Raw genomic sequence first — 19778 nt, forward strand, 5'->3', positions numbered from 1 at the left:
GGGGATGCCGCGGGCGATGGGGTGGGACGGGTTCACCGTCCAGACCAGCTCGCGGTCGTTCGCGCTGCGCCAGCGCAGCGTGCACGTGGTGCCCATGAGCCTGATGAAGATCTTCGAGTAGTGGCCGGAGTGCAGCACCACCAGCCCCATGCCCGCCAGGACGTGCCGGTGCACCCGGTCGACGACCTCGTCCGACACCTCGCCGTGCGCGGCGTGGCCCCACCAGGTGAGGACGTCGGTGCCGGCGAGCACCTCCTCGGTCAGCCCGTGCTCGGGGTCGTCGAGCGTGGCCGTGGTGACGGTCGCCCGCTCCCCCAGCCAGTGCTCGATGCCGCGGCGGACGGCGTTGTGCATGCCGTCGGGATAGACCCCGGCCACGCCGGGTTCGGTCTGTTCATGCCGGTTCTCGCCCCACACCAGGACGGTGACGGATCGAGCGTTCATGCGCGTTCCTTTCGCGGAAATGCGTCCGGCGTAACGGTGTGCCGGGGTTGTCCGTCGAATGGCGGTCGTCCGGCACAGGGGCGCCGGGGAAGATAGGGGAATTGATCACGAGGAGCCGCGGCACTCCGCCTGCCTGCGCTTTCGCAGCGTGCACGGAGGGGGTCTTCATCGTTTCTGGGCAGTGGACGCTGATCTGTCAAACCGCTTAACCGGCGGTCGCTTGTGAAGTATGTTGCGCCGCACGGACCGCGATGTCAACAACAAGTCAAGCGCTGTCGCGAAGAGGGCTTGGGATATAGTCACAATGCTTCGCGAGCTTCTCGCGCCGCTGCTCCCTCACGAGCCTGGAGGCGGCATCCATGGTCACGATGCGCGACGTCGCCGAGCGGGCGAACGTCTCCATCGCCACGGTCTCCTTCGTCATCAACGGCACCAAACGCGTCGCGCCGCAGACCCGGGCCCGCATCGAGGCGGCCATCGAAGAGCTCGACTACCGGCGCAACGTCGTCGCCCGTGCGCTGGCCAGCTCCCGCACGCGCATCCTCGCGCTGCTCCACCCCGACCTTGAGGCCCGGCCGAACGCCACGGTGATCCAGTTCGTCATGAGCGCCGCCCACGGCGCCCGCGAGCGCGGCTACGACCTCGTGTTGTGGCCCGTCAACGACGACGAGCAGATGTCACACCTGCTGGCCGGCGGTCTCGTCGACGGGGCGCTGCTCATGGAGGTGCGGATTTGCGACTCCCGCGTCGACCGGCTCGTCGAGTCGCGGGTCCCGTTCGCGCTGATCGGCCGCACCGAGAACGACGACCTGCCGTACGTCGACATCGACTTCGCCACCACGATCGACCAGGCGGTCGGCCACCTGCGCTCCTTCGGCCACGAGCGCATCGCGCTGGTCACCCAGCGGACGAAGGCGGCGCCGGGCGACGAGCCGGGCCGCATCATGCGGGCCGAGGCCGCCTACCTCGACGCGACGGCGGCGCTCAGACGGCGGGTTCGCCGGCCGCCCGCCGTCATCGCCGTCGAGGGCACCTCGGCCGGCGGGCGGGAGGCCGCGCGCACGCTGCACGACGACTTCCCCGACGCGACGGCCGTCGTCCTCGTGAACGAGGGCGCCTCGGCGGGGCTGGTCAAGGGCTCGCGCGCGCTCGGCCGGTCCATACCGGATGATCTGTCCATCATCTCGGCGTCGACCACGCGCGAGCTCGGCGAGATGATCGAGCCGTCCCTGACCGTCATGGCCGCGCCTGCTCCCCAGCTCGGCCGCCTCGCCGCCGACGCGCTGATCGACCAGCTCGAAGGCGTCCAGGACACGCCGCCGCACCTGCTCATCCCCTGCACCCTCGTCCCTGGCCAGTCCGTCGGCCCACCACCTGAAGGCCGGCGACGCTGACGTCACCGCGTGGGCCCTGATCCGGGGGATGCGTCAAGGCGCGCCGGCTCGGGCGCCGCAGACGCCCGGCATCTCGCCGATCATGGCGTCGTCCTCGGCGGCGTCGAGGAGCGCCATGGCGTAGTCGGCACGTGGCAGCATCGCCTCGCCGCCGGTGGCGTCGGCCTCGAAGTCGACGTGCACCCGGCCCTTGCGGGGCCTGTCGACCAGCCGGGTGGCCCGGACGACCGTCCAGTCGAGGCCGGAGATTTCCAGCATGCCCTCGGCCCGCGCCAGGTCCACGTAGGCCTTCCTGAAGATCAGCCAGGCCATACCGACGGCGAAGCGGGGCCGGGTGGCGGGGACGGAGCGGCTGCTGGTCATCACCACCCTGCGCACGCCGGCCGCCCGCATCGTCGCGATCAACGTGCGGGCGATGCCGCTCCCGCCCACCGCCGCGATGACGGCGTCCTGACCGGCCACGGCCTCGCCCACGCTCGACGGGTCGGTCGCGTCACCCCGCACGACGGCGAGCAGGTCGTCGCGCCCGTCGAGGAGCTCCGGCTTGCGGGTGAACGCCGTCACCTCGTGGCCGCGCGCGGCGCCCTGCTCCAGCACATGCATCCCGGTGCGGCCCGTCGCACCGATCACCAGCAGTTTTATATGGCCTCCTTTTATATTGCAAAATGCACTAGAGCAACGCGCATGTCAACTCGCGCGACCCTGCGAAGGCCATCGGGAACGGATGAAAGGATGAACGGTACGTCTCTACGCGGTCGGGGTCTTGTCCTTCCACCAGGACGGGTTGTCGGTGTACCAGCGGACCGTCTCGGCCAGGCCCTCGTCGAAGCCGACGCGCGGACGATAGCCCAGCGCCCGCAGCTTGGCGCCGTCCAGCGAGTAGCGGCGGTCGTGCCCCTTCCTGTCGGCCACCCGTTCCACCATGTCCCAGCCCGCGCCCATGACATCGAGCAGGCGCCCGGTGAGCTCCATGTTGGTGAGCCGGGTGCTGCCCGCCACGTGATAGACCTCGCCCGGCACGCCGCGCTCGGCGACGAGCCGGATGGCCCGGCAGTGGTCGTCCACGTGGATCCATTCCCGGACGTTGCCCCCGTCGCCGTAGAGGGGGAGCCTGCGGCCGGTGAGCAGGTTCGTGACGAACAGGGGGATGATCTTCTCCGGGTACTGGCGGGGTCCGTAGGTGTTGCCGCACCTGGTGATCACCACGGGCAGGCCGTGCGTCGTCGCGTCGGCCAGGGCGATCAGATCGCCGCCCGCCTTGGCCGCCGCGTACGGCGAGCGCGGGCGCAGCGGCGCGTCCTCACGCCACGAGCCCGACTCGATGCTGCCGTACACCTCGTCGGTGGACACGTGCACCACCTTCGGGACCCCGGCGTCGAGGCAGGCCCGCATGAGCGTCTGGACGCCGAGGACGTTGGTGCGGACGAACTCCGCGGCCCCATCGATCGACCGGTCCACGTGCGACTCGGCCGCGAAGTTGACCACCAGGTCGTGGCCGGGCACGAGCTTGCCGAGCAGGCCGGCGTCACAGATGTCGCCCTCGACGAGGTCGCAGGCGACCCCGTCCAGGTTCGCCGGGTCCGCGGCGTAGGTGAGCCGGTCGAGCACCGTGATCCGTTCCCCGGCCAGGTGCGGGGCCGTGGTGCGGGCGAAGTGGGAGCCGATGAACCCGGCGCCGCCGGTGACGAGGATCCTCATGGGCGGTCACGAGGCCATGGCGGTCTCCACGACCACCGCGCTGTCCTCGTCGCCCCGTCCCGCGGCGACCACCTCGTCCAGCCGTTCCACCGCGCGCGAGCACACCGGGAGGCTCAGCCCTCCCGCGTCCGCATCCGAGACGGCCAGCCGCAGGTCCTTGGCCATGAGCCGGGCGCGGAAGGCGGCCGGCTCGTACGAGCCGTCGCGCATGAAGGCGGCGCGGAAGGCCAGGGCCGGGGAGCAGAACGCGCTGCCCGTAATCGCGTTGATCAGCATGCTGCGGTCGAGCCCGGCTCGCACGCCCAGGGCCACCGCCTCGGCCAGGGCCACGGTCTGGACGCCGAGCAGGAGGTTGAAGGCCAGCTTCATCGTGCACGCCATGCCGGGCGGGCCCAGATAGCGCAGCTCGCCTCCGATGGCCGTCAGCACGTGCTCGATCTCGGCCACGTCGCGCTGGTCCCCGGCCGCGAACAGGCGCAGCTTGCCCTGCGCGGCCATGGCGGGGTTGCCGATCAGGCAGAGCTCGACCCGGCGCACGCCGTGGGCGCTCAGCCGCTCGGCCGCCTCGGCGGCGTAGGCCGCCGAGACGGTGGTGGTGTCGACGACGATCGTGCCGGGCTTGAGCGCCGGCAACATCCGCTCGAACAGCGTCTGCTCCACGGCGCTCTCGTCGGCGAGGCTGAGCAAGACGACACCGCTGTCGCGGGCGGCGTCCTGCGGCTGCGGGGCCCACCGGGCGCCGGCGTGACGCAGCGGATCGGCCTTGGCGGCCGTCCTGTTGTGCACGGTGAGCGGGAAGCCGGACTCCAGCAGGCGCCGGGCCATGCCCGCGCCCATCGCGCCGAGTCCGACCACGGCGAGCCTCATGACGCCTCCGCCGGCCTGGTGTCGGCGGACAGCTGGGAGATGCAGCGCATCGTGGCGTCGCGGAAGTAGGTGCCGAACTTCTCCGGCGTGCTGGTGTCGCGCTCCTTCACGAGGTAGGGGGCGAGCTGCTTCTCCAGCTGGTGCACGCCGCCGTGGCGGGCCATCTTCGCCGAGACGGCCTCCAGCGTGCCCTCGTAGTGGATGATCCGGACCATGAAGTCGTCCTTGATGAACACGGCCGTGCCGAGCAGCCGGCCCACCTCGTTGCCCTGCTCGTCGTGGAGCTCGGAGCTGCCGACCCGCTGGAAGTTCTGGAAGATCTCGGCGATCTCGTCCTCGTGCCCCGGCTTGACCCGGTAGGTGATCGCGGCGTACGTCATCACATTCCTCCATCGACGTTGAGCGTGCTTCCGGTGATGTAGCGGGACTGGTCTCCGGCCAGGAACAACACGGCGGCCGCCACCTCGTCGGCGGTGCCGAGCCGGCCCAGCGCGGTCATGCCGGCCAACCGTTCGCGCAGGTGAGGGGGCGGCCCCTCGCCGGGGCCCGCCGCGTCTATGACGCCGGGCGCGACCGCGTTCACCCTGATGCCGCGCGGCCCCAGCTCGCGGGCGAGCGACCGGGTGAGCCCGATGAGGGCGGCCTTGGACGCCGTGTAGTGCGCGCTGGCGGGCCTGCCGCGCAGCGCGACGGACGCGGACAGGTTGACGACCGAGGCGCCGCCGGACATCAGCCCCAGCGCCTGCCGGGTGACGAGGTAGGCGGAGGTCAGATTGGCGTCCATGATCTCGTGCCACTGGCCGGGATCCAGCTTGTCCACGGGGCGGACGCCGTCCACCCCGGCGTTGTTGACCAGCACGTCGAGCCCGCCCAGGCGCTCGGCGCAGGTGTCGGCCAGCGCGGCCACGTCCGGCTCCCGGGTGACGTCGGCGGTGACCAGCTCGTACGAGAGCGAGGCCGGCGAGCCCCGGTGGCAGGCGATGACGCGGGCGCCGGCCGCGACCAGCGCGCTGGCGGTGGCCGCGCCGATGCCCCGCGATCCGCCGGTGACCAGCACCCGCTTGCCGGCGAGTGCGGCGTCGTAGGTCATGATCGCTCCTCGGGGTAGGCGGCGGTGACGGCGTACAGGGCGAAGCTCTGCCCGCGTGAGCGGTCCTGGAAGGAGCGCAGCGGCGCGGTCGTCTGCCGGTGCCGGGTGCCGGCCTCCCACGTGCGGAAGGACTCCAGGCTGTCCCACTCACTCAGCACCAGGAACCCGCCGGGCTGGGTGAGCGAGCGCAGCAGCTCGTTGCCGAGCAGGCCGGGCGTGCCGGCCAGCTCGCGGCTGACCTGGTGGTAGGCGTCGGCCAGCTCGTCGTGGGAGTCCCCCGAAGCCGTGGCGTAGACGAGCACGCGCACTCTCGGGCTGGTCATGTCCTGGCCACGGGGTCCATGGCGTAGACCACGTTCATCGTGACCATGGAGCCGCCCGAGCGGAACGGGTGCAGCCGGACCCGGTGCTTGAGGTGTTGCTCGCTGGTCTCGAACTCCCGGAAGCGGGGCTCGTCCACCCAGTCGCTGACGATGTAGTAGACGCCGTCCTCCTCGGCGCTCTTCGACAACCACTGGCCCTCGTTGGCCGGGTGCTCGGTGACCGCGGTGCCGATCCGCAGCCAGGTCTCCTCGAATTCACGCTCTGCGCCCGGTTTGATCTGCATGCGCAACATCACGCGAAAAGTCATCGCTAGATCCCGCCGTCCACGTTGATGGTCTCGCCGTTGATGAACGCCGACAGGTCGCCGGCCAGGAAGGTCACCACGGTGGCGATCTCCTCGGGGCGGCCCATCCGGCCGAGCGCGATCAGTCGCCGGTAACGTTCACGAACCTCGTCGGGCACGCCCGCCTCCGTCTCGACAGGGCCGGGGGCGACCAGGTTGACCCGGATGCCGCGCTCGCCGAGCTCCTTGGTCAGCGACCTGGTCAGGCCGATGAGCCCGGCCTTGGCCGCGGTGTAGTGGGCACGCAGCGGGATGCCGACGGTGGCCACCTTCGAGCCGATGTTGATGATCGAGCCGCCCTGGCCCATCAGCGGCAGTGCCCGCTGGATGACCATGGCGGTGGCGGTCAGCCCGGTGTCCACGACCCGGTGCCACTCCGCCGCGTCCAGCTCGGCGAACGGGACATGGCTGATCGCGCCCGCGTTGTTGACCACGACGTCGATCCGGCCCCACCGGCGCTCGCACTCGCCGACCAGGGTGTCGATGTCCTGCTGCTCGGTCACGTCGGCGGTCGCGACGTGGTGCTCGCCGCCGATCGCCCGCAGCTCCTTCTCCAGGGTCTCCGCGGCCTCGCCGCCCTGCCTGGTGCAGGTGACGACGCTCGCGCCCGCCCTGGCCAGGTCGAGCACGATGGCCCTGCCGATTCCTCTGGCGCCGCCGGTGACCAGCGCCTTCCTGCCGTTGAGTCGCATGGCTTCTCCGATGTCACATCAGGGTGGCCGCACCGGCTCCGGCGGCCGCCAGCGCGGCCAGGACGAGCACGGTGCGGATGAGGTTCCACGTGCGCCACCGGGTCCTGGGGTCCCGCGCGGCCCAGTCGGGCGGCGGGTCGCCGGGGTCCAGCGACGTCACGTACTTGTTGATCGGTACGTTCTTCACGACCGAGATGGCCATGACGAGCGCGAGCAGCGCCGCCGCCGCGGTGTAGAGGGCACGCGCGCCGGCGGACGGGGCCACCACCGCGAGGGCGGCGTCGGCCAGGAAGGTGATGGCGTTGACGATGGGCATGAGCGGGTCGTAGCGCGGCCACAGGAAGCGGATGGCGCGCACGTACCCGTCGTAGGGCATGGCCTTGGTGTACGGCTCGATGCCGATGACGGTCGAGAGCATGACCCCCGCCGCCAGGCCGCCTCCGGCCAGGGACAGCGGGATGAGCAGCGAGATCATCGCACCGTCTGGGCCGCGGCTTCCACGCGGCGCCGGATCAGGTCGAGCTGGACGGCGGAGTTGCCGTTGATCCTGGCGGTCATCGCCGCGTCGTCCAGCGGCGCGCCCGGCTTCATCTGGAAGTCCTGCCTCCAGCGCATCAGGACGCCGCCGTCCACCTCGGTGTAGTCCCACGCGATGTGCATGTAGTCGAACCAGCCGGTCTCCACGCGGTGGGCCCGCACGGTCCTCTTGACCGGGTCGGCGGTCCGCTCGGACACCCAGCTCCAGGCGTTGCCGTCGGCGTCGGGGTGCATGGTGAGCCGGAAGCGGACGGTGTCACCCTTCCGCTCGATGATCTCGGCGGCGGCGTACTCGCTGAACAGCCGCGGCCAGTTCTCCACGTCGTTGGTCATGCTCCAGACCACCTCCATCGGCGCGGCGATGACGATCTGGTTCTCGGTGTGTGCTGCCATCAGAGCCTCCTGAGGGGACCGTCGCCGTCAGGCGACGGGGAATCGGGAGCGGGAGGGCCGCCACGGTCTGAGCACGCGAATGGCAGAACCTCAGACATTGCCGCCACCTCCGGGGAGGAATGAGTTTGTGCTTTCGGGCATCGGTCAGGGCTTGGCCGTCGTCTCTCGCGTAAGCGGGGCGAGAAGCCGCTCCCTTCAGGGAGCGGAGGAGTCACGGTCGTGTCCTTACGCTGACGACGATTGCCGAGTTGAATCCGCCGTAGCCCCGGGCCAGCACCAGTGCCGCGCGCAGCGGCGCCTGCCTGGGGGTGTCGCGGACGAGGTCGAGCCCGTACTCCTCGACGGGGTCGGAGATGCCGACGGTGGGCGGGATGACCTGGTCGCGCAGGGCCAGCAGCGCGGTGGCCAGGTCCAGCGCGGCGCCGCCCGCGTACAGGCGCCCGGTCATGGTCTTCGGCGCGGTGACCGGGACGGCCAGCGGCCCGAACACCGCGGTGACCGCCTCGGCCTCCTGGCGGTCCAGTTCGGGCACCCCGGCGGCGTCCGCGAAGACGACGTCCACGTCGCCGGGCTGGGCGCCGGCGTCGGCCAGGGCGGCCTCGATGGCGCGGCGCAACCCTGGAGGCCGGTCGGTCCACGGCGGGGGATCGAACGTTGCCGCGTGACCTGCTATATAGCCATATGTGGTCTTTTTGGTGTCGCTGGGCTCGATAACGAACATCGCCCCGCCCTCGCCCGGCAGGTAACCGTCGGCGCGAGCGTCGAAGGGCAGGAACGTCCCCGAAGGGCTGAGCCTGCGGTTGCTGAGCTGCGCGACCAGCCCGTACGGGCACAACGAGGCGTCGGTGCCGCCGGACAGCGCCAGCCGCACCTGGCCGTGCAACAACCGGCACGAGTGGGCGACCGCGTCCAGCCCGCCGGCCTGTTCCGCGCAGACGACGCCGCACGGGCCGCGCATCTTGTGGCGGATCGCGATCTGGCCGGTGCTGGCCGCGTAGAACCAGGCGATGGACTGGTACGCGCCCACGTGCCGGGGCCCGTTCCGCCACAGCTTCTCGATCTCCCGCTGCCCGAAGTCCGTGCCGCCGGACGAGCTGGCCGTGGTCACCGCCATCTCGTACTCGGGCAGCCCCGCCGGGTCCACATCGGCGTCGGCCAGCGCCATCTCGGCCGCCGCCAGCGCCATGTGGGTGAACCGGTCGGTCTCGGCGACGAGCCTGCCCGGCACCCGGCCCTTGGCGGTGAACGACGACTCGCCGCCCCAGGAGACCGGGTAGCCGCCGGCGTCGAAATGAGTGATCGGCCCGAGCCCGGACCTGCCGTCCAGGACCGCGCGCCAGTAGTCCTCCGCGCGGTCGCCGTTGGGCGCCACCACCCCCATCCCGGTCACCGCGCTCATCGCTCTCCCCGCCCCAGCACCATCGCCGTCTGGAAGCCGCCGAACCCGCTGCCCACGCTGAGGACGGCGTCCACCCGCTGGTCGCGGGCGGTCAGCGGCACATAGTCGAGGTCGCACTCCGGGTCGGGGGTGTGCAGGTTGGCCGTGGGCGGCACCACGTTGTCCCGCATGGCCAGCAGGCAGGCGGCCGCCTCGATCGCGCCGATCGCGCCGAGCGAATGCCCGACCATCGACTTCAGCGAGCTGACCGGCACCTCGTGGGCGCGCGGTCCCAGGGCGCGCTTGAAGGCGGCGGTCTCGTGCCGGTCGTTCTGCTTGGTGCCCGAGCCGTGGGCGTTGACGTAGTCGATGTCCGACGGGTCGAGCCTGGCCCCGTCCAGCGCGGCGCGGATGGCCTCGGCCATCTCCCTGCCGTCCGGCTTGAGCCCGGTCATGTGGAAGGCGTTGCTGCGGGAGGCGTATCCGGCGATCTCACCGTAGATCGCCGCGCTGCGGCGGCGCGCCGACTCCAGCTCCTCCAGCACCAGGACGGCCGCCCCCTCCCCCAGCACGAACCCGTCCCTGTTCAGGTCGAACGGGCGCGAGGCGTGCTCGGGGTCGTCGTTGTTGGGCGAGGTCGCCTTGATGGCGTCGAAGCAGGCCGAGGTGATCGGCGAGATCGGCGCGTCGGTCGCGCCGGCCACCACCACGTCGGCCGTGCCCTGCCGGATGAGGCGGGCGCCGAGGCCGATGGCGTCCAGCCCCGATGTGCAGCCGGTCGAGATCAGCCCGACCTGCCCCTCGGCACCGCAGCTCCACGCCACCTCGGCGGCCAGGGTGCTGGGCGCCATGAACCCGTACAGGTGCGGCACGCCGTACGCGTCGTCCACCAGCCACCGCCTGCCGCCGTCGCTCAGGACGACGTACTCCTCCTCCAGGCTCATCGTGCTGCCCACGGCGCTGCCCAGGTTGACGCTCACCCGCTCGGGCGCGACGTCCTGGCCCAGGCCGCTGTCGGCCCACGCCTCCCGGGCCGCGACCACGCCGAGCTGCGCCGCCCGGTCCATCCTGCGGACCTCCTGAGCCGACAGGCCCTCCGACGCCGGGTCGAAGTCGCACTCGGCGGCCATCCGGGAGCGGAAGCCCGACGGGTCGAAAAAGGTGATGGTGCGCGTCGCCGTGCGGCCCGCCGTGAGCATCTCCCAGAAGGCCTTGGTGCCCGGGTCACCGGGAGCGACGACGCCGATCCCGGTGACCACGACGCGGGCGGACGACATCAGGCCTCTCCCGCTCGTTCTTCTGTGTCGACGTGCCCCAGCTCGGGGCGGGGCGCGAGCGGGCACAGGTGGAAGACGATGAGCGCGTCCTCCGTGCCGGTGTTCTCGACGCGGTGCCGGGTGAACTTCGGCACCATGACGCTCTGGTCGGCGCTCATCTTGACGTCCTCGCCGTCCAGCCTCGCGACGATCGTGCCGCGGGCGACGAACATGTACTCGTCGGAGTAGGGGTGGTAGTGCTCGGCGACGGACTCGCCCGGCTTGAGCAGCGTCACGCCCATGAAGCCCGTGGTCGAGCCCACGGTCTTGGGGCTGAGCAGCACCCGCAGGTCGCCGCCGCGGCGGCGGTTGGGCTCGACGTCGTCGATGTGGACGATCCGGGGTCCGGCCTGCTTCTCGGTCACGAGCGCTCCCAGGTGTAGAAGGGGATGGCCATGGCGTCCTTCGGCTCGCGCCAGTTCGGGTCGTACGGGCTGACGTGCTCCGACAACCTCTGGCTGACGTCCAGGTAGAGCGGGTGCCGGCGCGCCTTGTCCAGGTCGGGCTTGATGTCCTGGTCGGCCTCGACCAGGTGGAAGTACAGGTCGTGGAAGCGGAACAGGGTCCTGCGGGACACGCCGATCAGGTGCGGCAGATCCGTGGCGTCGGAGTCGGCGAAGATGCCCGCGATGGCGTCGGCGTGCGAGGCCTCCATGTGCGCGACGATGAGCGTTCTGTGCGGCAAGGTGATCTCCTACTTGATCGCGATGGCGAGGGTGTCGGTGGGGCCGAGCGGCTGGACGGAGGTCTGCTGGAATCCCGCCTCGCGCATCCACGCCAGGCACTCGCCCTGGGTGTACTCCGACCCGTCGGTCGTGGTGAGGATCATGTGCAGGCTGACCAGGAGGTTGTCGGCGTCGGCCGGCTCCTCCTCGATCATGCGGTCGTAGACGAGCAGCACCCCGCCGGGCGCCAGCGCCTGGTAGGCCTTGCCGACCAGCATCCGGCGCTCCTCCTCCGACCAGTCGTGCAGCACGTGCCCCATGATCAGCACGTCGGCCTGCGGCAACGGGTCGTTGAAGAAGTCGCCGGGCACGAACGAGGCCCGGCCGGCCAGCCCGAGCCCGGCAAGGTGCGCGTCGAACCTGGGCTCCATCTCCGGCAGGTCGAACACCATGCCCTTGAGGTGGACGTGCGCCCTGACCAGGTGGGAGATCAGGTTGCCGCGGGCGCCGCCGATGTCGGCGACGGAGTCGTGCTCGGTCCAGTCGTAGACCTTGGCCAGCTCGGGGCCGAGGTGCCCGCTGAGCGAGTCCATCATGGTCAGGAAACGGTCCAGGAATGCGGGGTTGCCGACGAGCTCGCGGAAGTCGCCGTCGTTGGCCTGCGGCCGGCCGGTGCGCAGCGTGTCGGTGAAGCGGCCCCAGGCGGGATAGAGCATCTCGCCGGAGCGCGACAGGAAACCGCCGACGTAGGCGGGGGCGCCGCGGACCAGGAAGCGGGACGCGGCCGGGCTGTTGCCGTACCTGCCGTTCTCGCGCCGGATCAGGCCGGTGACGACGAGGGTGTCCAGCCACTGGCGGGCGGCGCGGGGGTGCAGGCCGAGGCGCTCGCACACCTCCTCCGCGCTGGCCTCGACGTCCTTGAGCACGGTGAACAGGTCGAGCTCTACCGCGGTGAGCACGACCTTGGACATCGCGTACATGCTGCCGAGCCGGAAGATGTCGGCCGGGGTGCTGATCGGTGCGTCCGTTGCCACGGGGGCTCCCTTCTGAGTGATGATCGGGTCAGGCTTCTGGCGTCACGGCCTCGATCAGCCGCAGGTCGCCCGCCTGCCCGCGAACGCCGCCGAAGCCGAGGCCGGCACGGTCGAACAGCTCGGCGAACTCCTTCTCGGTGCGCTCCTTGCCGCCCGCGACCAGGAGCATGTGCAGGTCCATCAGCCGGGCCCGCCGCTCGGCGGAGCCGCTCGCGAGGAGCTGCTCGACGACGACCACGCGGGCGCCGGGCGGTGCGGCGCGCCGGCAGTTCTCCAGGACGCGCAGGCACGTCTCGTCGTCCCACATGTGCAGGGTCTGCTTGATGAGATAGACGTCGCCGCCACCGGGGACGGCCGTCTGGCAGTCGCCGGGGAAGGCGCGGAAACGCGGGGCCAGCGGGCCCTCGCGCAGCGCCGGGTCGACGGTGTCCAGCGCCTGCTCGGTCTCGACCAGCACGCCGGTGACGCCGGGGTGGCGTTCCAGCACCGCGCGCAGCAGGTTGCCCTTGCCTCCCGCCAGCTCGACCACGCACTCCCCGTCCTTGACCTGCAGCGCCTCGGCGACCAGCGGGTCCTCCCGCTGGGCCACGACCGACAGGCCGTGCTGGAACGCCTCGCCGGCCTGCCTGTTCTGGTCGAAGTAGGCGAAGATGTCCTGGCCGTAGTGGGCCTGGAAGGCGGATTCGCCCGTTCTGACCGAGTGGGCGAGCAATCCCCACAGGATCCAGTTCCAGTCGCCGCCCAGGCGGATGATCCCCGCGGGGCCGCCGGGCGCGTCCGAGCGCAGCGCCCGGGACAGGGGGGTGTGCTCGTAGCGGCCCTCCGCCTCGGCGAAGATGCCGTACGCGGTGAGCAGCCGCATGAAACGTTCGAGCGTGTCCCGCCGCGCGCCGACGGCCGAGGCGAGCTCCTCCAGGGTGACGGGCTCGCCGTCCACCGCGTCGGCCAGGCCGAGCTGGACCGCCGCGCGCACCACCGCGCTGGCGTGCACGCCCGTCGACAGCTCGAACACCTTCGCGGCCGCTTCGTCGCGCATGACCGCCATTGCCATGTGATACCTCCGGGTGATCCGGCGGCCGGGTCCTCGAGACCCGCCGACTGCAGAGGCTGACGGCGAGGGCTGAAGGATCGCTCCAGCACCGCTTGAGCAGCGGCCCGCGGATCGGTGGGGGCCGGATCGGGCGACGGCCAGCACCGCTCAGGTGATGCTCGAGGGGAGCGAGCCAGCATGGGCGTCCCGGCGGGCCTGCTCCGCCCGTCGTGCCGATCAAAGGGAGTGACGGATGGAACTGGGGCTCACCGGAAAGAGCGTGCTCGTCACGGGCGCAAGCAGCGGCATCGGACGCGCGGCGGCACGCCTGTTCGCCGCGGAAGGGGCCAGGGTGGCCCTCACGTACCGGGTCAACAAGGACGGTGCGCAGAGCACGGTCACCGAGATCGAGCGGGCGGGCGGCACCGCGATCGCCCTGCAGTACGACCTGGGCGACGCGGCCTCCATCAGGACCGCCGTGGACGGCGTGATCGACGCCCATGGCGGCGTGGACGTGCTGGTCGCCAACGCCTCACCCTGGTCGGGGCCGCACCTCCCGCCCCGTGCCTTCGAGGACGTGCCGGTCGCGGAGTGGCAGACCCAGCTCCGCGAGGAGCTCGACGGCGCCTTCCACACGGTGCAGGCGGTGTTGCCGTCGATGAAGGCGCGCGGCTGGGGAAGGCTGGTCTTCGTCTCGGCGGCGTCGGTGCGCTCGGGCATTCCCGGGGAGGAGGCGTTCATCGCCAGCAAGGCCGGCATCAACGCCTTCAGCCGCACCCTGGCGTCCGAGGCGGGCACGAGCGGGATCCTCAGTGTGGTCGTGTCGCCCGGGGCGACCGCGACCGACACCACCCGGCGCGCTCTTCCCCCGAAGGTGATGAGCCGGGTGGCCGCCTCGGCCGCCACGGGCCGCATCTCGACGCCCGAGGAGGTGGCCAGGGCCATCGTGTTCCTCGGCTCGGAGGCCAACGGGAACATCACCGGCACCATCGTCGAGGTCACCGGCGGAACCTGATCCGCGCCCACCGCCGCCGCGGGCCCGCCGGTCGGCCCGCGGCCATCCCCCGGACGCGAGGCGACCGCGACCCCCGATCGGCCCCCGGCCATCCCCCTGGACACGAGACGACCGTCAGCCCGCGGCCATCCCGTTCAGATCCGGAATGGCCGCGGGCCCTCGGCCGGTCAGGCCGTGGCGATCCGCTCCAGTCGCGGGACGACGGCGGCGGGGGCGGGCCGCCCGGCGATCTCCTCGCGCAGGCGGGCCGCGGCCTCCTTGGCCCGCTCGTCGTGCAGCAGGCGCAGCGCCCGCTCCCGCAGCTCGGCCGGACCCGCGTCGTCGGGCGGCAGCAGCTCGGCCGCCCCGGCACGGACCAGCCGGGTGGAGTGCGCCTCGTGGTCCGGCAGCTGCGGCACCAGCAGCTGCGGCAGGCCGGCGGCCAGGCCGGTCAGCGAGGTGCCGGCGCCGCCGTGCGCCACCAGCAGGTCGCAGGAGGGCAGCACGGCGTGCAGCGGCGCGTCCTCGACGACCCGTACGCCCTCGGGCAGGGCGCCGAGGAGCGGGCGCTGCGCGGCGGTCACGGCGGCGACGACCTCGGTCTCCGGCCCCGCCAGTGCCCTGACGGCGTCCCCGGCCAGGAAGCGGCGCGCGTCGACGCGGGCCATCGTCGTGCCCCACGTCACGCAGATCCTGGGCCTGTCCGCGTGGCCGAGGCGGGGGTCCGCGCCGGGCCCGTTGTACGGGACGTACCTGATGGGCATCGGCCGGTAGTCCACCTCCACCTGCACGCCGGCGGGGAACGGGTCGATCGTGGCCGCCCCGAGGGGATCCAGGTCGTCCAGGCCGTGCCGCTCCGCCATCGGCGCCAGCAGCTCCGGCAGGAACCGGCGGGCGCGGTGGACGAGGTCGGCCCCGTACAGGTGGCGCACGGCCGGCACGCCGGCCGCCGCCGCCGCGATCGGGGCCGCCCATGCCGTCGGATCGTGCACGACCAGGCCGGCCCGCCATTCCCGGGTCAGCCGTACCAGGTCGTCCACCATGGCCTCGGCGTTGGCCTGGAACATGCGCAGCGCGCGGGGGGCGCGCCCGTTCACCAGAGGCCCAGGAGGGACGGTCGGGGTGCCGAAGCGCCGGGTCGGCAGCGCGTACCCGCGGACCAGGTCCACCGAGTCCACGTCGGAGCCGACCACGGCGCACGGCAGTCCGGTCCGCCGCGCGACGGCCGTCAGCGACGGCTGGCAGGCCACCAGCACGTCGTGTCCGGCCGCGCGCGCCGCCCAGGCAAGGGGCACCATGGCGTACAGATGGGACGGCCACGCCCAGGCCGTGAACAACACCCGCACCACTCCACCAGCTCTCAGCTCAGCGCCGCATCGGCGATCAGATCAACCTGTCCGGGATCTGCCGTGCACGGCAGCAGGATCAGCTCCTCGCAGCCGGCCTCGGCGTAACCGCGGGCGAGCTCGCGCAGCCGCCCCGGGTCCGTGGCCACACCGGAGACCACCAGCGCCGCCTTGTCACCGATAAAGGCGTAGTAGGAGCGCAGGTAACGTCCGGCGTGCTCGCGTCCGCCCGGGCCGAGCGCGACGTAGGACAGCGCCAGCAGGTGGGGCGCCTCCGCTCTCCCCTGCCGCTGCCACTCGGCGCGCACCCCGGCGGCCAGGTCGGCGTAGCGGGAGACCGAGCTGCCGCCGCCGATCCAGCCGTCGCCCACCCGCGCCGAGCGGCGCATGGCCGCCGCCGAGTGGCCGCCGATCAGCAGGGGCGGCCGGCGCGGGGGGCGCAGGCCCTGGCCCGCCTCCGACCAGGCGTCGCGCAGCTCGCGTACGACGGTGTCGAGGCGTTTGCCCCGGCCGGCGAACGGCGTCCCTGTCGCGTCGAAGTCGTCCTCGCGGTCGCCCGAGGCGAGGCCGACCACCAGGCGCCCGCCGGACAGGTGGTCGAGCGTGGCCAGCTGTTTGGCCAGCAGCGCGCTGTCGCGGCAGGCGGCGATGAGGATGGTGGTGGCCAGCTTGATCCGTTCGGTGACGGCGGCGGCGGCCGTCAGGGCCAGCAGCGGCTCGTAGTTGGGGTACACGATGCGGTCGAGCGCGCCGAGCGTGCTGAAGCCGAGCCGGTCGGCCCTGCGGGCCCACTCGACGAGTCTCTCGCCGGTCAGATCCGGCACGGTCGTGGGCAGGGCCAGTCCGATGTCCATGGTGACGGCCTCTCAGCCGCGGTCGAGGATCCGGCCGGCCACCGAGCGCAGCACGGCTTCCGGGCCCCGCGGCAGTGCGGCGGGGAGGACGGGTGCGCGCCAGGCGACGAAGCCGTCGGGGCGGACGAGCACCGCGCCCGACGGGCTCACCCCGTACGCCCGCGGCCAGCGGCCCTCGGGGTCGGCCAGCTCCGCACCACCGATCATCCGCGCGTCCAGCCCCGCGCGGGCCGCCGCCCCATGCCAGCCGCCGCCTTCGGGGCCGGTGAGGAGCACCGTTCCCTCGCCGAACAGGTCCAGCGTGGACGCCGGCACGCCGTCGCGGACGATCGGGCAGTGCGGGGCCCGGGTGCCCGGCGCGCCGAGCAGGCCGGGCTCCAGCGCGGGCGGGCCGCCGGTCTCCTCGGGGAGCACGGCCGCTGAGTCGTACCGGTAGCCCAGGATGATCGCGGCGTAGCTGACGGACTTCCCGTCGCCGTCGGCGGTGCTGGTGCGGTCGCGCATGGTCTTCATGGCGTAGTCGATGGTGTGCCCGGCGACGGCGCGGCGCTCCTGCTCGTAGGTGTCCAGCAGGCCGGGGCCCGCGTCGCCGGCCAGGACGGCGGCCAGCTTCCACGCCAGGTTGTGGGCGTCCTGCACGCCGGTGGCGGCGCCGAGCGCGCCGGTCGGGGGCATGGCGTGCGCGGCGTCGCCGGCGAGGAACACCCGCCCCTGGCGGTAGCGCTCGGCGAGCTGGGCGGCGACCTCGTAGCCGAGCACCTTGGCGCCGGTCCGCTCGATCTGCACCTCGATATTGTCGACGCGCAGGTCGGGCACGCCCACGGCGGCGCGGATGACCGCCACGCACCGGTCGTCGTCGAAGCCCTCGGCGTTGCCGGCGACCGGATCGTAGGGGGTGACGAACACCCAGCGCGAACCGTCCATCGGCATCATGCGGGTGCCGGGCTCGGGCTGGTCGAAGTAGCCCAGGCCGAGATCCCGGCCGCGCAGCGGACCGCTGAGGTCGGCCTTGAAGACGAGGCTGACGATGTTCTGCAGCACGCCGGGGCCGGTCACGCCGATGCCGAGCCGCTGCCTCACGGAGCTGCGGCTGCCGTCGGCGGCGATGAGGTAGCGCGCGCGGATCCGGCGCTCACGGCCGGTGTCGGCGTCGCGCAGGGTCGCCGTCACCCCGTCCCCGTCGTCGTCGAACGACGTCAGCTCGGTGGAGTAGCGCACGTCGGCGCCCAGTTTCACGGCGTGGTCGGCGACGATCTCCTCCAGCCTGTTCTGGTCGATGGAGCACCAGTCGCACGGCGTGGCCGCGCTGAGCCCCGGCGCCTCGTTGCGCATCGGCATGGAGAACAGCTCGGCGTCGTTGAGCGTCCTGGCCCTGATCACCGTCTTGGTGCTCAGGTCGGAGGTCAGGGACTGCGCGGCGATGATCGTCTCCTCCAGCCCGACCGACCGGTAGATCTCGACGGTGCGCGGGTTGATCACCCGCGCCCTGGGATGGCGCAGCGTGCTGGGCTTGCGCTCGACGAGCGTCACCCGCACTCCCGCCCTGGCCAGGAACAGAGCCGCGGTCAAGCCGACGACGGCGCCGCCGGCGATCAGCACCTCGGTGTCTTCGTGTGGCATGGCTGGCCTCATCCCTTCGGTCCTCGGCACACGTACCAGGGAGCAGAACCGGCGTCGCGCGGCGCTGGACGTCCGGTCGAGTTCCGCTCCAGCCCTCGTCCGCCCCGGATCCAGCGCGACTCGAACGCGGCCTTCCACGATGGCCTGGCGACGATCTGATCCGAGAGAGCGGGGCATGCCATGCGACTGGGGATCAACGTCCCTCTGAACGACGCCGACCTCGTCATGGAGGCGGAACGGCTCGGGTTCGAGGTGGCGTTCGTACCGGAGGGATTCCGTTCGGACGCTGCCAGCGCGCTGGGATACCTCGCGGCCGCAACCACGCGGATCCACGTGGCCTCCGGGGTGTTCCAGATTCCCGCGCGGACCGCGGCCATGACCGTGATGACGGCCGCCACGCTGGACGGCCTGTCCGGCGGCCGGTTCCGGCTCGGGCTGGGCGTCTCCAACGCGTTCGTCACCGAGGGCTGGCACGGCGTGCCGTTCGGCCGCCCGCTGGCCAGGACGCGCGAGTACGTCTCGGTCGTACGGGCCGCGCTGGACGGCCGCCAGGTCGACCATCGGGGCGAGCACCTGCAGGTGCCGCTGCGCGGCGGCCGGGGCACCGGCTTCCGCCTGCACGCCACGCTCGTCAGCCCGCGCATCCCGATCTACCTGGCCGCCGTCGGCCCGCGTGGCCTGGAGCTGGCCGGGGAGATCTCCGACGGCTGGTTCGGGGTCTTCAGCTCGCCCGAGCGGGTCGCCGAGGCGGTCGGGCACATGGAGGCCGGTCGGCTGCGCGGCGACCTGGCCGGCGAGCCGTTCGAGGTCATCCCCTCGGTGTCGATCGCCGTGAACGACGATCTGGAGGCCGCCGCGCTGCCCGTCAGGCACCACGTGGCGCGGTTCGTCAGCCTCGGGCACCGCTCCGACAACTTCTACTTCCGCCTGCTGGAGCGGCTCGGCCACGGCGAGGCCGCGGTGGAGATCCAGGACCGGGCCCGGGCCGGCGACGCGGCGGGCGCGGCCGCGGCGGTGCCGTTCGAGTTCGTCGACAGCACCTCGCTGCTCGGGCCGCCGGACCGGGTGGCGGAGCGCATGGCGGCGTACGCGCGGGCCGGCGTCACCACGATCGCCCTGTCCCCCGTCGGCTCCGACCCGGTGGCGCGGCGCACATCCCTCCAGGTCGCGGCGGAGGCCGTCGGCCTGGTCACTCCCGGCAGGTGATCCCGCAGATGACCCAGCAGTTGACCGGGCAGGCACACAAGGAGGAACCATGTCAGACAAGGCAGGCAAGCAGCCCGGAATCGCCCGGCGCGTGGCGCTGGTGGCGGCGGCGGGCACCCTGACGCTCGGCTCGCTGGCCGGCCTGGCCGGCTCGGCCAGCGGCGACGCCGAGTGGAGGCGCTCGCCGGTCGGCACGTGGGCCGTGGAGATCACGTTCGCGTCCGGCACGAAGACGGAGCGCGGCCTGTTCGCGCTGCGGTCCGACGGCAGCTTCAGCCTCGCCGTCGGCAAGCGGACCGGGTTCGGCACCTGGCAGCCCACCGCCGACGGCTTCCGTTACGCCTTCAGGCACTACGCGTTCAAGGCCGACGACACCTTCGACTTCGAACTGCGCGGAGTCCAGGAGGGGCAGGTGGACTCCGACGGCACGTTCACCTCGACGGGCACAGGAACGTCCCTGGACGCCGACGGCAACGTCCAGGGAGTGTTCGAGACCCAGGTCGACGGCGAGCGCTACAGCCTCCAGGCACTATGACAGCAGCGGGGGCGGCGC

Annotated in this window: 24 protein-coding genes; 4 read left to right on the forward strand and 20 right to left on the reverse strand. The window is 72.3% G+C overall.

Annotation, left to right across the window (positions count from 1 at the left end; all coding sequences use genetic code 11):
• Positions 1 to 444: ThuA domain-containing protein (locus E1294_RS43415; RefSeq protein ID WP_181958646.1), on the reverse strand; the 444-nt coding region annotated here is incomplete at its 3' end.
• Between the two features lie 359 nt (positions 445 to 803).
• Here E1294_RS43415 and E1294_RS43420 point away from each other — a divergent pair.
• Positions 804 to 1838: a LacI family DNA-binding transcriptional regulator gene (locus tag E1294_RS43420; protein ID WP_132517192.1), complete on the forward strand. Its 1035-nt coding sequence runs from the start codon at positions 804 to 806 to the stop codon at positions 1836 to 1838.
• Between the two features lie 33 nt (positions 1839 to 1871).
• Here the strand turns inward: E1294_RS43420 and E1294_RS43425 are convergent, their stop codons facing one another.
• The 16 genes from E1294_RS43425 to E1294_RS43500 all read right to left on the reverse strand — a co-directional run bounded on the left by E1294_RS43425 (position 1872) and on the right by E1294_RS43500 (position 13226).
• Entirely contained in the window at positions 1872 to 2468 is a 597-nt protein-coding gene (locus E1294_RS43425) for an NAD(P)-dependent oxidoreductase (RefSeq protein ID WP_132517194.1), read from the reverse strand.
• 117 nt (positions 2469 to 2585) lie between these two features.
• Positions 2586 to 3536, reverse strand: a complete 951-nt coding sequence (gene rfbB / locus E1294_RS43430; RefSeq protein ID WP_132517196.1) for a dTDP-glucose 4,6-dehydratase — start codon at positions 3534 to 3536, stop codon at positions 2586 to 2588.
• A gap of 6 nt (positions 3537 to 3542) precedes the next feature.
• Positions 3543 to 4403, reverse strand: a complete 861-nt coding sequence (locus E1294_RS43435; RefSeq protein ID WP_132517198.1) for an NAD(P)-dependent oxidoreductase — start codon at positions 4401 to 4403, stop codon at positions 3543 to 3545.
• Positions 4400 to 4783, reverse strand: a complete 384-nt coding sequence (locus tag E1294_RS43440) for a SchA/CurD-like domain-containing protein (RefSeq protein ID WP_132517200.1) — start codon at positions 4781 to 4783, stop codon at positions 4400 to 4402. The genes E1294_RS43435 and E1294_RS43440 overlap by 4 nt, the downstream gene beginning before the upstream one ends.
• Complete coding sequence (locus tag E1294_RS43445) at positions 4783 to 5493, reverse strand: SDR family NAD(P)-dependent oxidoreductase (RefSeq protein ID WP_132517202.1); 711 nt, start codon at positions 5491 to 5493, stop codon at positions 4783 to 4785. Before E1294_RS43445 ends, E1294_RS43440 begins: the two co-directional genes overlap by 1 nt.
• Positions 5490 to 5816, reverse strand: coding sequence for an antibiotic biosynthesis monooxygenase family protein (locus E1294_RS43450; RefSeq protein WP_132517204.1), 327 nt, complete (start codon positions 5814 to 5816; stop codon positions 5490 to 5492). The genes E1294_RS43445 and E1294_RS43450 overlap by 4 nt, the downstream gene beginning before the upstream one ends.
• Positions 5813 to 6124 (reverse strand): antibiotic biosynthesis monooxygenase family protein, encoded by a 312-nt coding sequence (locus tag E1294_RS43455; protein WP_132517206.1) that lies wholly within the window; start codon positions 6122 to 6124, stop codon positions 5813 to 5815. Before E1294_RS43455 ends, E1294_RS43450 begins: the two co-directional genes overlap by 4 nt.
• A 2-nt stretch (positions 6125 to 6126) precedes the next feature.
• Positions 6127 to 6852 carry an SDR family NAD(P)-dependent oxidoreductase gene (locus E1294_RS43460; RefSeq protein WP_132517208.1) on the reverse strand — a complete coding sequence of 242 codons (726 nt, stop codon included), beginning with the start codon at positions 6850 to 6852 and terminating at the stop codon, positions 6127 to 6129.
• A gap of 13 nt (positions 6853 to 6865) precedes the next feature.
• On the reverse strand, positions 6866 to 7327 hold the full coding sequence (locus E1294_RS43465; protein WP_132517210.1) for an anthrone oxygenase family protein: 462 nt from the start codon (positions 7325 to 7327) through the stop codon (positions 6866 to 6868).
• Positions 7324 to 7782, reverse strand: coding sequence for an SRPBCC family protein (locus E1294_RS43470; RefSeq protein ID WP_132517212.1), 459 nt, complete (start codon positions 7780 to 7782; stop codon positions 7324 to 7326). The genes E1294_RS43465 and E1294_RS43470 overlap by 4 nt, the downstream gene beginning before the upstream one ends.
• 211 nt (positions 7783 to 7993) lie before the next feature.
• On the reverse strand, positions 7994 to 9181 hold the full coding sequence (locus E1294_RS43475; protein WP_132517214.1) for a ketosynthase chain-length factor: 1188 nt from the start codon (positions 9179 to 9181) through the stop codon (positions 7994 to 7996).
• Positions 9178 to 10437: a beta-ketoacyl-[acyl-carrier-protein] synthase family protein gene (locus tag E1294_RS43480; RefSeq protein WP_132517216.1), complete on the reverse strand. Its 1260-nt coding sequence runs from the start codon at positions 10435 to 10437 to the stop codon at positions 9178 to 9180. The genes E1294_RS43475 and E1294_RS43480 overlap by 4 nt, the downstream gene beginning before the upstream one ends.
• Positions 10437 to 10841, reverse strand: a complete 405-nt coding sequence (locus tag E1294_RS43485) for a cupin domain-containing protein (RefSeq protein WP_132517218.1) — start codon at positions 10839 to 10841, stop codon at positions 10437 to 10439. Before E1294_RS43485 ends, E1294_RS43480 begins: the two co-directional genes overlap by 1 nt.
• Positions 10838 to 11161, reverse strand: coding sequence for a TcmI family type II polyketide cyclase (locus tag E1294_RS43490; RefSeq protein ID WP_132517220.1), 324 nt, complete (start codon positions 11159 to 11161; stop codon positions 10838 to 10840). The genes E1294_RS43485 and E1294_RS43490 overlap by 4 nt, the downstream gene beginning before the upstream one ends.
• A gap of 9 nt (positions 11162 to 11170) precedes the next feature.
• Positions 11171 to 12175 (reverse strand): acetylserotonin O-methyltransferase, encoded by a 1005-nt coding sequence (locus tag E1294_RS43495; protein ID WP_246083701.1) that lies wholly within the window; start codon positions 12173 to 12175, stop codon positions 11171 to 11173.
• A 28-nt stretch (positions 12176 to 12203) separates the two neighbouring features.
• Positions 12204 to 13226 carry a methyltransferase gene (locus tag E1294_RS43500; RefSeq protein ID WP_132517222.1) on the reverse strand — a complete coding sequence of 341 codons (1023 nt, stop codon included), beginning with the start codon at positions 13224 to 13226 and terminating at the stop codon, positions 12204 to 12206.
• Positions 13227 to 13458: 232 nt separating this feature from the next.
• On the opposite strand from E1294_RS43500, the gene E1294_RS43505 reads away from it, so the two are divergent.
• Complete coding sequence (locus tag E1294_RS43505; RefSeq protein WP_132517224.1) at positions 13459 to 14220, forward strand: SDR family NAD(P)-dependent oxidoreductase; 762 nt, start codon at positions 13459 to 13461, stop codon at positions 14218 to 14220.
• Between the two features lie 167 nt (positions 14221 to 14387).
• Here E1294_RS43505 and E1294_RS43510 read toward each other — a convergent pair whose 3' ends face one another.
• The 3 genes from E1294_RS43510 to E1294_RS43520 are packed head-to-tail and all read right to left on the reverse strand — an operon-like array spanning position 14388 to position 18019.
• Positions 14388 to 15545, reverse strand: coding sequence for a nucleotide disphospho-sugar-binding domain-containing protein (locus tag E1294_RS43510; RefSeq protein ID WP_132517226.1), 1158 nt, complete (start codon positions 15543 to 15545; stop codon positions 14388 to 14390).
• Between the two features lie 14 nt (positions 15546 to 15559).
• Positions 15560 to 16399 carry an LLM class flavin-dependent oxidoreductase gene (locus E1294_RS43515; protein WP_132517228.1) on the reverse strand — a complete coding sequence of 280 codons (840 nt, stop codon included), beginning with the start codon at positions 16397 to 16399 and terminating at the stop codon, positions 15560 to 15562.
• A 12-nt stretch (positions 16400 to 16411) separates the two neighbouring features.
• Positions 16412 to 18019: an FAD-dependent monooxygenase gene (locus E1294_RS43520; RefSeq protein WP_165977808.1), complete on the reverse strand. Its 1608-nt coding sequence runs from the start codon at positions 18017 to 18019 to the stop codon at positions 16412 to 16414.
• A gap of 180 nt (positions 18020 to 18199) precedes the next feature.
• On the opposite strand from E1294_RS43520, the gene E1294_RS43525 reads away from it, so the two are divergent.
• Entirely contained in the window at positions 18200 to 19225 is a 1026-nt protein-coding gene (locus E1294_RS43525) for an LLM class flavin-dependent oxidoreductase (RefSeq protein ID WP_132517232.1), read from the forward strand.
• A 49-nt stretch (positions 19226 to 19274) separates the two neighbouring features.
• Entirely contained in the window at positions 19275 to 19760 is a 486-nt protein-coding gene (locus E1294_RS43530; protein WP_132517234.1) for a hypothetical protein, read from the forward strand.
• Positions 19761 to 19778 lie beyond the last annotated feature (18 nt).

Origin of the sequence: Nonomuraea diastatica (genome assembly GCF_004349015.1) — a bacterium.
GTDB lineage: Bacteria > Actinomycetota > Actinomycetes > Streptosporangiales > Streptosporangiaceae > Nonomuraea > Nonomuraea diastatica.

Excerpts from the sequence above, each read along its gene's own strand:
- E1294_RS43530 (WP_132517234.1), top strand. The coding sequence starts at position 19,275 with ATGTCAGACAAGGCAGGCAAGCAGCCCGGAATCGCCCGGCGCGTGGCG.
- E1294_RS43470 (WP_132517212.1), bottom strand. The coding sequence starts at position 7,782 with ATGGCAGCACACACCGAGAACCAGATCGTCATCGCCGCGCCGATGGAG.
- E1294_RS43445 (WP_132517202.1), bottom strand. The coding sequence starts at position 5,493 with ATGACCTACGACGCCGCACTCGCCGGCAAGCGGGTGCTGGTCACCGGC.
- E1294_RS43480 (WP_132517216.1), bottom strand. The coding sequence starts at position 10,437 with ATGTCGTCCGCCCGCGTCGTGGTCACCGGGATCGGCGTCGTCGCTCCC.
- E1294_RS43420 (WP_132517192.1), top strand. The coding sequence starts at position 804 with ATGGTCACGATGCGCGACGTCGCCGAGCGGGCGAACGTCTCCATCGCC.
- rfbB (WP_132517196.1), bottom strand. The coding sequence starts at position 3,536 with ATGAGGATCCTCGTCACCGGCGGCGCCGGGTTCATCGGCTCCCACTTC.
- E1294_RS43435 (WP_132517198.1), bottom strand. The coding sequence starts at position 4,403 with ATGAGGCTCGCCGTGGTCGGACTCGGCGCGATGGGCGCGGGCATGGCC.
- E1294_RS43465 (WP_132517210.1), bottom strand. The coding sequence starts at position 7,327 with ATGATCTCGCTGCTCATCCCGCTGTCCCTGGCCGGAGGCGGCCTGGCG.
- E1294_RS43475 (WP_132517214.1), bottom strand. The coding sequence starts at position 9,181 with ATGAGCGCGGTGACCGGGATGGGGGTGGTGGCGCCCAACGGCGACCGC.
- E1294_RS43505 (WP_132517224.1), top strand. The coding sequence starts at position 13,459 with ATGGAACTGGGGCTCACCGGAAAGAGCGTGCTCGTCACGGGCGCAAGC.
- E1294_RS43440 (WP_132517200.1), bottom strand. The coding sequence starts at position 4,783 with ATGACGTACGCCGCGATCACCTACCGGGTCAAGCCGGGGCACGAGGAC.
- E1294_RS43520 (WP_165977808.1), bottom strand. The coding sequence starts at position 18,019 with ATGCCACACGAAGACACCGAGGTGCTGATCGCCGGCGGCGCCGTCGTC.
- E1294_RS43450 (WP_132517204.1), bottom strand. The coding sequence starts at position 5,816 with ATGACCAGCCCGAGAGTGCGCGTGCTCGTCTACGCCACGGCTTCGGGG.
- E1294_RS43460 (WP_132517208.1), bottom strand. The coding sequence starts at position 6,852 with ATGCGACTCAACGGCAGGAAGGCGCTGGTCACCGGCGGCGCCAGAGGA.
- E1294_RS43515 (WP_132517228.1), bottom strand. The coding sequence starts at position 16,399 with ATGGACATCGGACTGGCCCTGCCCACGACCGTGCCGGATCTGACCGGC.
- E1294_RS43525 (WP_132517232.1), top strand. The coding sequence starts at position 18,200 with ATGCGACTGGGGATCAACGTCCCTCTGAACGACGCCGACCTCGTCATG.
- E1294_RS43500 (WP_132517222.1), bottom strand. The coding sequence starts at position 13,226 with ATGGCAATGGCGGTCATGCGCGACGAAGCGGCCGCGAAGGTGTTCGAG.
- E1294_RS43455 (WP_132517206.1), bottom strand. The coding sequence starts at position 6,124 with ATGACTTTTCGCGTGATGTTGCGCATGCAGATCAAACCGGGCGCAGAG.